Origin of the sequence: Amycolatopsis keratiniphila subsp. keratiniphila (assembly GCF_001620365.2) — a bacterium.
GTDB lineage: Bacteria > Actinomycetota > Actinomycetes > Mycobacteriales > Pseudonocardiaceae > Amycolatopsis > Amycolatopsis keratiniphila.
In genome coordinates this window covers 62,058-74,257 of record NZ_LQMT02000037.1, presented here as the reverse complement: position 1 = coordinate 74,257, position 12,200 = coordinate 62,058, and the positions used below count along the sequence as shown (strand labels likewise).

Sequence of the window (12,200 nt, the reverse complement as noted above, 5' to 3'; positions counted from 1 at the left end):
ACGGTCCTTTTCTTGCAAATTTCGCAAGGAAAGGACCGTTCCTAGCATGTTAAAGCGGGCGAAGCGGCTTACTCGTAGATCTCGCCCTTCGCGGCCTTCTCGACCAGCGAAGCGGGCGGGGTGAAGTGGTCGCCGTAGCGCTCCGCCAGCTCACGAGCCCGGTCGACGAAGCCCTGCAGGCCACCCTCGTACTGGTTGATGTACTGGATGACACCACCGGTCCACGCCGGGAAGCCGATACCGAAGATCGAGCCGATGTTGGCGTCCGCGACGGTGGTGAGCACACCTTCGTCGAAGCACTTCACGGTCTCGAGCGCCTCGGCGAACAGCATGCGCTCCTTGAGGTCCTCGAACGGAACCTCGGCGCTGCCCGACTTGAACGCGTCGCGCAGGCCCGGCCAGAGACCGGTCCGCTTACCCGACTCGTCGTAGTCGTAGAAGCCCGAGCCGGTGGAGCGGCCCTTGCGGTCGAACTCCTCCACCATCCGGTCGATGACGCCCTCGGACGCGTGCGCGTTCCAGGTGCCGCCGGCCGCCTCGATCGCTTCGCGGGTCTCCTTGCGGATCTTGCGCGGCAGCGTCAGGGTCAGCTCGTCCATCAGCTGCAGCGGCGGGGCCGGGTACCCGGCCTGCGAGCCGGCCTGCTCGATCGACGCCGGCTCGACACCCTCGCCCAGCGCGGCCACGGCCTCGTTGAGGAAGGTGCCGATGACGCGCGAGGTGAAGAAGCCGCGGCTGTCGTTGACGACGATCGGGGTCTTCTTGATCTGCAGCGTGTAGTCGAAGACCTTCGCCAGCGTGGCGGGCGAGGTCTTCTCACCGCAGATGATCTCGACCAACGGCATCTTGTCCACCGGCGAGAAGAAGTGGATCCCGATGAAGTCCTCGGTCCGCTGGACACCCTCGGCGAGCGCGGTGATCGGCAGCGTGGAGGTGTTGGAGCCGAGCACGGCGTCGGGGTTGACGATGCCCTCGATCTCCTGGAACACCTTGTGCTTCAGCTCGACGCTCTCGAAGACGGCCTCGATCACGAAGTCGACGCCGGCGAAGTCCTCCGCCTTGTCGGTCGGCTTGATCTTCGCGAGCAGCGCGTCGGACTTCTCCTTCGTGGTCTTGCCACGGGAGAGTGCCTTCTCCTCCAGCTTGACCGCGTAGCCCTTGCCCTTTTCGGCGCCTTCGAGGGTGACGTCCTTGAGCACGACGTCGATGCCGGCCTTCGCCGAGACGTACGCGATCGCGGCGCCCATCATGCCCGCGCCGACGACGCCGACCTTCTTGGCGGTGTACTTCTCGAAGCCCTCCGGCCGCGAACCGCCGGAGTTGATGCTCTGCAGGTCGAAGAAGAACGCCTTCGTCATGTTCTTCGAGACCTGGCCGGTGGCGAGGCTGATGAAGTAGCGGGTCTCGACGGTGATCGCGGTGTCGAAGTCGACCTGCGAACCCTCGATGGCCGCGGCCAGGATCGCCCGCGGGGCCGGCATGTTCGCGCCCTTGATCTGCTTGCGCAGGTTCGCCGGGAACGCGGGCAGGTTCGCCGCGAAGCTCGGGTTCGACGGGGTGCCGCCCGGGATCTTGTAGCCCTTGACGTCCCACGGCTGCACGCCGCCCTCGGGGTTGGCCTTGATCCACGCCTTCGCGGCCGGGACCAGCTCCTCGACGGTGCCGACGAGCTCGTGCACAAGGCCAAGCTCGAGCGCCTTGGCCGGGCGGTGCCGCTGGCCCTGCAGCAGCACGTTCAGCAGCGCGCTCTGGATACCCAGCAGGCGCACGGTGCGGACCACGCCACCGCCGCCGGGGAGCAGGCCGAGGGTGACCTCGGGGAGGCCGATCTGGCTGCCCTTGACGTCGGCCGCGATGCGGTGGTGCGTCGCGAGCGCGAGTTCGAGGCCGCCGCCGAGCGCGGCGCCGTTGATGGCGGCCACGACCGGCTTGCCGAGCTGCTCGAGCCGTCGCATCTGGCCCTTCATCAGGGAGCTGCTCTCGGTGATCTCGGCGGCGTGTTCCGGCTTGGCCTGGATCAGGTCGTTGAGGTCGCCGCCGGCGAAGAAGGTCTTCTTGGCCGAGGTCAGGACGACACCGGTGATGTTGTCCTTCTCCGCCTCCAGGCGGTCCACGACCACGCCGAGCGACTCGCGGAAGTCGGCGTTCATCGTGTTGGCGGACTGCTTCGGGTCGTCCAGGGTGAGCACGACGATGCCGTCGGCGTCCTGCTCCCAGCGGATGGTCTTCGCTTCAGTCATTGTCTCTTCCTCAGACCCGCTCGATGATGGTCGCGACGCCCATGCCGCCGCCGATGCACAGGGTGACCAGGGCGCGGCGCGCCTGACGGCGCTCCAGCTCGTCGACGACGGTGCCGACCAGCATCGCGCCGGTGGCGCCGAGCGGGTGCCCCATCGCGATGGCGCCGCCGTTGACGTTGACCTTCTCCTCGTCGAGGTGCAGGTCCTTGATCCACTTGAGGACGACCGAGGCGAAGGCCTCGTTCAGCTCCCACAGGTCGATGTCGTCCGGGGTGAGGCCGGCGATCTTGAGGACCTTCTCGGTGGCCGGGGTCGGGCCGGTGAGCATGATCGTGGGCTCGGAGCCGACGGTCGCGGTCGCCACGATGCGGGCGCGCGGGGTCAGGCCGAAGTCCTTGCCGATCTGCTCGTTGCCGACCAGGACCAGCGCGGCGCCGTCGACGATGCCGGACGAGTTGCCGCCCGTGTGGACGTGGTCGATCTTCTCGACCGAGTGGTACTTCTGCAGCGCGACGGCGTCGAAGCCGCCCAGCTCGCCGATACCGGCGAAGGCGGGCTTGAGCTTGCCGAGGCCCTCGATGGTGCTGCCCGGGCGACGGTGCTCGTCGTGGTCGAGGATCGTGACGCCGTTGATGTCCTTCACCGGTACGACGGACTTCGCGAAGTAGCCGCCGGACCAGGCCGCTTCGGCCTTCTCCTGCGAACGCACGGCCCACGCGTCGACGTCCTCGCGGGAGAAGCCCTCGATGGTCGCGATCAGGTCGGCGCCGGTGCCCTGCGGGACGATGTAGTTGTCGTACGCGGTGGCGGGGTCCATGAACAGCGCGCCGCCGTCGGAGCCCATCGGCACCCGCGACATCGACTCGACGCCACCGGCGATGATCAGCTGGTCCCAGCCGGAACGCACCTTCTGCGCGGCGGTGTTGGTGGCTTCGAGGCCGGAGGCGCAGAAGCGGTTCAGCTGTACACCGGCGACCGACTCGGGAAGGCCCGCGTTCAGCGCGGCGGTGCGCGCGATCACGGCGCCCTGCTCGCCGACCGGGGACACGACGCCGAGGACGATGTCGTCGATCACGGCGGGGTCGAGGTTCGGGTGCCGGACCTTCAGTTCTTCGATGAGGCCGACCACGAGATCGACCGGCTTGGTGCCGTGGAGGGCACCACCCTTGTTCTTGCCGCGAGGCGTACGGATCGCCTCGTAGATGTAGGCCTCGCTACTCACAGAAAAACTCCTCCGCGTACGGCGCTGTATCAAGATGAAACGTACCGGCCAGTAGTCATGCTAATGCCGATTAACATAAACCGCGATAACCCCATGGTGTCAATGGGTTGCGATGCACGCAACCGGCGCTATCGTGGGTTCACCTATGGATCACCCGACCGAGCGTTCCCCGCGACCGCGCGACCGCAAGGCCCAGCTGGCCGGCCTCGCCGCGGAGCTCTTTCGCGCCCGCGGGTTCCACGGCGTCGGCATCAACGACATCGCCGCCGCGGCCGGGATCACCGGGCCCGCGCTGTACCGGCATTTCGCGGACAAGCAGGCCGTGCTGTCCTACGTCGTGCTGTCCGGCATCGACGACATGGAGGCGGCCACCACCGAGACGCTCGCCGACGGTCTTCCCGTTCCCGCCCAGGTCAACGCCCTTTTGGGCACCCTCGCGGCACAGGCGGTGGAGCGGCGCGAGGTCGCCGCGCTGTGGCGCTGGGAGGGCAGGCATCTACCCCGCGAGGAGCGGCGCGAGATCCGCCGCCGGTCCGGCGCGGTACTCGAAGCGTGGTCCAAGGCGCTGCGCGCGTTGCGTCCGGAACTGACCGCCGACGACGCCGAACTGCTGTGCTGGGCGGGGCTGAGCGTGTTCGGCAGTGTCTCCGTGCATCACACGTCCGTGGCGAAGAAACGTTTCGCGCAGATCCTGGTGCAGCTGGCGGAGTCGGTGCTGCATGTCACACTTCCCGAACCCTCCGAGCGGCCGGAGGAGACGCCGTCGCTCGCGCTCGGCGAACCGTCCCGCCGCGAGCAGATCCTCGCGGCCGCGACGGAACTGTTCGGGCAAAGCGGCTTCCGCTCGGTGAGCATGGAGGAGATCGGCGCGGCCGCCGGGATCGCCGGGCCCAGCGTGTACCGGCACTTCCCCAGCAAGGCCGCGCTGATGGTGGCCATCGGACATCGAGCGGCCGACCGGCTGGCGCTCGCCGCGGAACGCGCGTTGCGGACCGACGACGAACGCGACGCGCTCCGCAGGCTGGCGGCGTCCTACGTGCACACCCTGCTCCGCACGCCCGAGCTGTTGGTGTCGTTCTCCGGCAGCCCCATGGAGTTGCCGGAACGCGACAAGGCCGATCTGATCCGGGTCCAGCGGGATTACGTCGCACGCTGGATCGCGCTGACTTCGGAAGTCCACCCGGAACTGAGCCTGCGCGAAGTGAAGATCACCGTGCACGCGGCGCTGACCATCGCGAACGACCTCGCGCGCACCCGGCGGGTCAACGGCCGCCCGAACTTCGAGGCCGAGCTGACCGCGCTGACGCACGCGGTCCTGAAGGTCAGCTCTTAGCAAACTCGCGTGTTCCGCAAAGGCCCGCCGGGCACGATATGCGCGTGCCCACGAAACGCGGCCTGCATCTGGTGACCCGGGACGAAGACCACAAGGTCACCACGCTGGAACTCTTCTTCGACCTGGTCTTCGTCTACGCCATCACCCAGACCACGCAGCTGATGGCCGATCACCTCAGCCCGCTCGGCATCGGACAGGGCGTGGCGATGATCGCCGTGCTGTGGTGGTGCTGGTGCGCCTACGCCTGGCTGGCGAACACCCTGCACGTCGACCGCGGCATCGCCCAGCTCGCGATGTTCGCCGCGATGGGGACGATGTTCCTGGTCTCGCTGACCATCCCGGAAGCGTTCACCGATCTGCCCGGCGGCCTGTACGCGCCGCTGATGTTCGTCGGCTGCTACTTCCTGGTGCGGCTGCTGCATCTCACCGCGTACTTCGGCGCCGCCCGCACCGACCCGGAGCTGCGCAAGGTCGTCTTGAAGATGTTCGTCGGGCTGCTGCCGAGCGTCGCGCTGCTGACCGTCGCGGCCTTCTTCTCGGGCTGGGTGCAGCTCGGCATCTGGGCGGTCGCGCTGCTCGCCGACTACGTCAACGTCTTCCGGACCCGCTCCTCGGACTGGCGGCTGCACCAGCCCGGCCACTTCGCCGAGCGGTTCGGGCTGATCGTGATCATCGCGCTCGGCGAGTCGATCGTGGCGATCGGCATCGGGATCAGTTCGTACCCGATGTCGTGGCCGATCACGCTGGCCGCCGTCTTCGGGCTCACGCTCGCTTCGGCGATGTGGTGGATGTACTTCGCCGTCGTCTCGCACGTTTCCGAGCGCAACCTGAAGCGCGCCGAGGGCGTCGAGCGGGTGCGGATCGGGACGGACACGTACACGTTCCTGCACCTTCCGCTCATCGCCGGGATCGTGCTCGTGGCGCTCGGGCTGAAGAAGTCGCTGCTGTACGTGTCCGACACCGAGCACCACAGCCTTTCCGACGGTCTGCACGGAACGCCGATCTGGGCGCTCACCGGCGGGCTCGCGCTGTACCTGATCGCGTTGAGCGGGCTGCGGCGGCGGAATCTGGGCTCGTGGAACGTGCAGCGGCTGGTGCTCGCGGTGGCCTTGCTGGCGGCGACGCCGTTGCTGGAGCTGGTGCCGGCGATCGTGCTGGTCGGTGTGGTGGCGTCGGCCGCGGTCACGCTGGTGCTGTTCGAGAGGCGCAAGCTTGTGAATCGGCCGTTGGTCGGGACGCCGTGAGCCGGCGGGGGCCGTTGCGAAAGCCACTTTCGCAACGTTCAAGGTTGCGAAAGTGGCTTTCGCAACCTTCTGCGGCGCAGGCGGAATCGAAAGCTGCCGCCTCGTGAGTAATCCGGGACTCCTCCACCCCCGGAATCACTCATCGGCGTGACGTTCGCCTCCCCCGTGGTGGCGTATCCGGCCGAGGGGAGTTAACCTACTCACGAGTAGGTAAGCGAGGCAGGGAGACTCACCGTGGGTGCGCCTAGGAAACGAGACGCGATGGGCCTTGGCCTGTCCGCGCTCACCCGGCTGGCCGGGAGCAAGGTCATTGAACGGGCCGGACTTCGGAAGCCCGTGCAGAACCTGGTCAGTGCCGGGACGCGCAACGGCTTCCGGGTCGCGGGCGCGGCGGGACGGACGTTCAAATCCGCCCAGAAGCTCGGCAAGCCCGCGCGGCTCGCGCCTGCCGAGGACACGGGACTGTTCGACCTCACCCCGAGTGAGGATCAGCAGCTCATCGTCGAGACCGTGACGGAGTTCGCGGCCGAGCAGCTGCGGCCCGCCGCGGCCGACGCCGACGCGAAGCTCCAGGCCCCCGAGGGTCTGCTGAGCCGCGCCGCCGAACTCGGCATCACGCTCGTCGGCATCCCCGAGGAGCTGGGCGGTGTCGGCACCGAGCGGTCGGTGGTCACGAACGCGCTGGTCGCCGAGGCCCTCGCGCACGGCGACCTGGGGCTCGCGGTCGCGGTGCTCGCGCCGTCCGCGGTCAGCACCGCGCTGGTGTCCTACGGCGACGAGCAGCAGCAGGCGGACTACCTGCCCGCGTTCGTCGGCGAGAACGTCCCGGCCGCGGCGCTCGCGCTGCAGGAGCGCACCGCGCTGTTCGACCCGTTCAAGCCGGCCACCAAGGCCCGCCGCACGCCGAAGGGCTATCAGCTCGACGGCGTGAAGTCGCTGGTCCCGCGGGCCGCGGACGCCGAGCTGTTCATCGTGTCGGCCGATCTCGAAGGCCGCGGCCCCGCGCTGTTCCTCGTCGAGTCTTCGAACTCCGGTGTCACCATCGAGTCCGAACCGGCGATGGGCCTGCGCGGCGCGGCGACCGGGAAATTGCACCTGGAGAAGGTCGCGTTGCCCGCCGGAGCGCTGCTCGGCGGCGGCAAGGCCGAGGTCTTCACCGAGGTCGTCCGGCTCTCGCGCCTCGGCTGGGCCGCGCTGGCCGCCGGGACCGCGAAGGCCGTCCTCGACTACGTGGTGCCTTATGTCAACGAGCGCAAGGCGTTCGGCGAACCGGTGAGCCACCGCCAGGCCGTCGCGTTCTCGGTGGCCGACATCGCCATCGAGCTGGAGGGGCTACGGCTGGTGACGTTGCGCGCCGCTTCTCGCGCCGAACAGGGCAAGCCGTACGCCCGTGAGGTGGCGCTGGCCCGGAAACTGGCCGCCGACAAGGGAATGCAGATCGGCAGCGCCGGCGTGCAGCTGCTCGGCGGGCACGGGTTCGTCAAGGAGCACCCGGTCGAACGCTGGTACCGCGACCTCCGTGCGATCGGCGTCATGGAAGGCGCCGTCCTTCTCTAGGACTTTCGAAAGGCAATCATGATCAACCTTGAGGTTCCGAAGAAGGCCGGCACGCTGATCAACCAGGCGTACCAGGCCGCGGCCGAGGTGTTCCGGCCGATCTCGCGCAAGTACGACCGCGCCGAGCACACCTACCCGGCCGAGCTCGACATGTTCGCCGCGCTGCTGGACGGGCTGAACTCCTCCGGCGAGGGCGGCGCGGGCGCGGCGGGGGTCCGCCGGTCCGAGAAGAACGAGAAACCGGGCAACCGCAACGGTTCCAACCTCAACATCGTGCTCGGCACGATCGAGATGTGCTGGGGCGACGTCGGTCTGCTGCTGTCCATGCCGCGCCAAGGGCTCGGTAACGCCGCCATCGGCTCGGTCGCCACCGACGAGCAGCTCAAGAAGTTCTCCGGGCTGTGGGCCGCGATGGCGATCACCGAGCCGGACTGCGGCTCGGACTCCGCCGCGATCACCGCGACCGCGCGCCTCGACGGTGACGAGTACGTGATCAACGGCGAGAAGATCTTCGTGACCGCGGGCGAGCGCGCCGACGCCGTCGTCGTCTGGGCCACCTTGGACAAGACGAAGGGCCGCGCGGCGATCAAGTCGTTCGTCGTCGAGAAGGGCACGCCCGGCTTCGAGGTGGTGCGCGTCGAGCACAAGCTCGGCATCCGCGCTTCCGACACGGCCGTGCTGCGTTTCGAGAACGTGCGTGTGCCCAAGGAGAATCTCCTCGGCACGCCGGAGATCGACACCGCCAAGGGTTTCGCGGGGGTCATGCAGACCTTCGACAACACCCGCCCGCTGGTCGCCGCGATGGCCATCGGTGTCGCCCGCGCGGCGCTGGAGGAGACCAGGAAGATCCTCACGGACGCCGGCGTGACCATCGACTACGACAAGCCCGTCCACAGCCAGCACGCGGCCGCCGCCACGTTCCTGCAGCTGGAGGCGGACTACGAGTCGGCGTACCTGCTGACCATGGAGTCGGCGTGGATGGCCGACAACCGCAAGCCGAACTCGCTGCAGGCCTCGATGGCCAAGGCGAAGGCGGGCCGGTCGGTCGTCGAGATCACGCTGAAATGCGTCGAGCTGGCCGGAACCCTGGGCTACACCGAGGAATCACTGCTGGAGAAGTGGAGCCGGGACGCGAAGATCCTGGACATCTTCGAAGGCACGCAACAGATCCAGCAGCTGATCGTGGCTCGCCGGATCCTGGGCAAGACCAGCGCCGAGCTGAAGTAAGGCGCGAGGCTCGTGGGTGGCAACCGTGGGTTGCGAAAGCCACTTTCGCAACGTTGAAGGTTGCGAAAGTGGCTTTCGCAACGTCGGTCGTGGCTGGGCGCGGTAACGCCGTGGCGATCATGTCGCGAAAGCCACTTTCGGGACATCAGACGTCGCGAAAGTGGCTTTCGCGACACACCGCCACAAACCGTGCGCCTGAGACCGGCAGCACCCGGTAGCCATGGCGGCAACCGTCCGTGCCACCCACGAGCCCGTTTATTCCACCATTTCGACAACACCTTCGTGGTGACCGAGCAGAGGTACTCTCGAACTTTCCTTTGCCCGCGAAGGCCAGGAGTCGCGATGAGACCGCTTCCCCCTGCCTCACGCTGGTGTCTCATCGTCCTCGGGGTCACGGTCTGCTATTTCGCCACCGCCCAGATCGGGATCCAGTGGGCGATCGTGCGGGAGCAGATCTCGCCGCTGTGGCCCGCCGCGGGGATCGCGATGGCGGTGCCGATGCTGCTGGGGCCACGATTCTGGCCGGGTATCTTCCTCGGCGCGCTCCTGACGAACATCGCGCTCGGGCCCTCGCTCGGCACGGTGCTGGTGATCTCCCTGGGGAACACTGCCGGCCCGATGCTGGCGTACGCGGTGATGCGGCGGCTGGGTTTCCGCACCGAGCTCGACCGGCTTCCCGACGCAGTCCTCCTGGTGGCGGTCGGGGCGATCGGGGGCACGGCCGTCAGCGCCGTCCTGGGCACCGGCGTGCTGGTCTCCGGCGGCGCGGTGAGCCCCGGCGATTTCTGGGCGACCGCGCTCGTGTGGTGGACCGGCGACGCGATGGGTGTCCTGACGATCACGCCGCTGCTGCTCCTGGCGCCGAGGTTCCGTTTGCCCAGGCGGGTTCCGCTCGTCCGCTGGGGTGAGGCGGCGGCGCTCGCGCTCTTCGGTCTCGGCACGGCCGTCCTCGCGTCCACGACGACGCCGAAGCTGTTCGTGGTCTTCCCCGTGCTCATCTGGGCGGCACTGCGCTTCCGGCAAGCCGGAGCGCTGCCGTGCTCCTTGTGCGTCTGCACGGTCACGATCTTCGCCGCGATCCGAGGACTCGGCCCCTACGGTTCCTACGAGCTGACGACCAGGATGCTGCACGTCCAAGCCTACGACGCCACCGTCGGGCTCACCGCGCTGACGTTGTCCACGATCGTCCTGCAGCGCGATCGCGCCACCTCCGAACTCACCGACGCCTGGCGGCGGATCACCGAAATGGTGGACGTGATCGCGCCGCGCCAGTCCTTGCGCAGCGCCATCACCCAGCACGACGAGGACGAGGCTCAGGCGGCCTGTTCGTCGAGGAAACGGTCGAGGTAGCGCCACGTCGTCCCGCGGGCCTTCCGGCCGGTGAGGACGCCCAGGTGCCCGCCGGGCGCGGTCTCGAAGGTCACCGATGGCGAGTTGTCCAGCAGCTCGGTGAGCCGTTCGACGGCGGCGCGCGGGGCGATCGTGTCGTTCTGCCCGGCGATGACCAGCGTCGGCACCTTCACCCCGGACAGCGCGATGATGCGGCCGTTGAGGTCGACCGTGCCCTCGGCGAGGTCGTTGGCACGGAAGAACCGGTGGTAGATCTGGCCGAACGTCCGCCCGGGATAGGCGATCATGTTGTCCATGAAGTGGTCGACGGCCTCGATCTGCGCCAGATAGTCCCGGTCGTCGAGATTCTTCAGGATGGCAAGAGGTTTGGTGATCTCCTTGCTGATCCCGGTCGCACGGAAGACGCGGCTGACCAAATAGGACGGTGCGCCGCCGAGCGCCCGGTAGAACGGGGTCAGCAGGTGGCCGCCGGTGAGGTCCACCAGCGGGCGGAACGGGGCGATCAGCGGGATCGCGGTGAAGTCGAACGGCGACGCGATGGTCGCGATCGACTCGATCGGCAGGTCGGGCTGGTCGGCGGTGGTCAGCAGGGAGAAGATCCCGCCGAGGCACCAGGCGACGACGTGCACGCCCTGGCCGCCCGAGTCCTCGCTGACCTTGCGGATCGCGCGCGGGAGCACCTCTTCGATCCAGTGCTCGATGCCGAGGCGCCGGTCGGAGAAGGCGACGTTCCCGTAGTCGACGAGGTAGGTGTTGCGGCCGCCCTCGACCAGGTGCTCGGCGAGACTGCACCCGCGGCGCAGGTCGAAGCACAGCGCGGGCGCGGCCAGCGGCGGCACCAGCAGCACCGGCGGGCCCTCCTGGGCTCCCTTGCCGTTGGTCAGCCGGTACAGGGAACGATTCGGGCCCTGGTCGATCAGGACGCGCGGCACCGGGCGAAGATCCGCGACACCACCGTGCAGCACCTTCCCGACGACGTTCGACGCGGCGGCGGCGAGCCGTGCCGGGGGTGTGGCCATGGTGTGCCTCCTGGGGAATCAACGCGGTAAGACGTAATCTTGCCGCTTGGGAGCGCACGACTCAACACCGCCGCCGTCACAGGCCGTCCATTTCGGACAGTCGCTAGGCCGTCCGAGTTAAGAATCGACACCCTTTTCCGCCGCCGGGGCACTCCGCGCGGCCCGCGATTCGTACTCCGCCCGGGCGGCGGAATGCGTTGCGGAGGACAGAATCTTGTCGCCGCCGAGCGCACGAAGCAGTCCTTCGCCGAGACGACGCGGAAGCAGCCGTGTGATCCTGCCCATGGCGTCCAGCGATGCGGGAACGAAGACGTCGAACTTGGGACGGCGCAACGCATCGACAATGGCCTGCGCCACATCTTCGGGTTGCACCGATTTGAAGAATTTCGCCTCGCCGAGCCCGCTGGCCAGTTCCGTGCGCACCACCGCCGGCATCACGCACGACACCAGCACGCCGGTCCCGTGCAATTCCAGATGCACCGATTCCGACAGGCCGACGACGGCGTGTTTCGTCGCGCAGTAGGTCGCGGCGCCGGGGAATCCGGCCTTCCCCGCCATCGAGGCGATGTTGACGATGTGGCCGGTACCACGCGGGCGCATCCGTTTCACGGCTTCCCTGGTGCCGTGGATGACCGCGTGCAGGTTGATCTCGAGCAGCCTGCGGGTCGCCGCGTCGTCCTCTTCTTCGAGCGGCGCGAGCGGCATGATGCCCGCGTTGTTGATCAGCACGTCGATCGGGCCGACGCGCCGCTCGACCTCGTCGAGGAACTCGGTGAAGCCCTTCGTGTCGGTGACGTCGAGCGGCAGCGCCTCCGCCCCCAGTTCGGCCGCGGTCTTCTCGGCGAGGACCTGGTCCAGGTCGCCGATGACCACCTTCGCGCCGAGCCGGGACAGCGCCGTCGCGGTACTGGCCCCGATGCCCTGCGCCGCTCCGGTGATCACAACGACCTTGCCCGCCAGGGCACGTTCACGCTTGGCCATGCCGGTCTCCTCTGCGACTTCGCTGTC

General features: G+C 68.2%; 9 protein-coding genes. 5 read left to right on the top strand and 4 right to left on the bottom strand.

The window, feature by feature from the left end; genetic code table 11:
* Positions 1-68: 68 nt before the first annotated feature.
* Positions 69-2,240, bottom strand: a complete 2,172-nt coding sequence (locus AVR91_RS34250) for a 3-hydroxyacyl-CoA dehydrogenase NAD-binding domain-containing protein (RefSeq protein ID WP_063271583.1) — start codon at positions 2,238-2,240, stop codon at positions 69-71.
* 10 nt (positions 2,241-2,250) lie between these two features.
* Positions 2,251-3,462 (bottom strand): acetyl-CoA C-acetyltransferase, encoded by a 1,212-nt coding sequence (locus AVR91_RS34245; RefSeq protein ID WP_016337012.1) that lies wholly within the window; start codon positions 3,460-3,462, stop codon positions 2,251-2,253.
* Positions 3,463-3,607: 145 nt separating this feature from the next.
* Between AVR91_RS34245 and AVR91_RS34240 the strand changes: the two genes are divergently transcribed.
* The 5 genes from AVR91_RS34240 (at position 3,608) to AVR91_RS34220 (ending at position 10,173) form a co-directional block, all read left to right on the top strand.
* On the top strand, positions 3,608-4,795 hold the full coding sequence (locus tag AVR91_RS34240; protein ID WP_063271582.1) for a TetR/AcrR family transcriptional regulator: 1,188 nt from the start codon (positions 3,608-3,610) through the stop codon (positions 4,793-4,795).
* Between the two features lie 38 nt (positions 4,796-4,833).
* Positions 4,834-6,039 (top strand): low temperature requirement protein A, encoded by a 1,206-nt coding sequence (locus AVR91_RS34235; protein ID WP_143254197.1) that lies wholly within the window; start codon positions 4,834-4,836, stop codon positions 6,037-6,039.
* Positions 6,040-6,300: 261 nt separating this feature from the next.
* Entirely contained in the window at positions 6,301-7,596 is a 1,296-nt protein-coding gene (locus tag AVR91_RS34230) for an acyl-CoA dehydrogenase family protein (RefSeq protein ID WP_063272214.1), read from the top strand.
* A gap of 18 nt (positions 7,597-7,614) precedes the next feature.
* The gene (locus AVR91_RS34225) at positions 7,615-8,823 is read left to right on the top strand and encodes an acyl-CoA dehydrogenase family protein (protein ID WP_016337016.1); all 1,209 of its coding nucleotides are present in this window, start codon (positions 7,615-7,617) and stop codon (positions 8,821-8,823) included.
* A gap of 342 nt (positions 8,824-9,165) precedes the next feature.
* A complete protein-coding gene (locus AVR91_RS34220) occupies positions 9,166-10,173 on the top strand; it encodes an MASE1 domain-containing protein (RefSeq protein WP_063272215.1) in 1,008 nt (335 codons plus the stop codon).
* On the opposite strand, the gene AVR91_RS34215 is transcribed toward AVR91_RS34220, so the two are convergent.
* The gene (locus AVR91_RS34215; protein WP_016337018.1) at positions 10,137-11,192 is read right to left on the bottom strand and encodes an alpha/beta fold hydrolase; all 1,056 of its coding nucleotides are present in this window, start codon (positions 11,190-11,192) and stop codon (positions 10,137-10,139) included. The two genes, AVR91_RS34220 and AVR91_RS34215, sit on opposite strands and share 37 nt — an antisense overlap.
* 117 nt (positions 11,193-11,309) lie before the next feature.
* Positions 11,310-12,173: an SDR family oxidoreductase gene (locus tag AVR91_RS34210; protein WP_063272216.1), complete on the bottom strand. Its 864-nt coding sequence runs from the start codon at positions 12,171-12,173 to the stop codon at positions 11,310-11,312.
* Between the last annotated feature and the right edge of the window lie 27 nt (positions 12,174-12,200).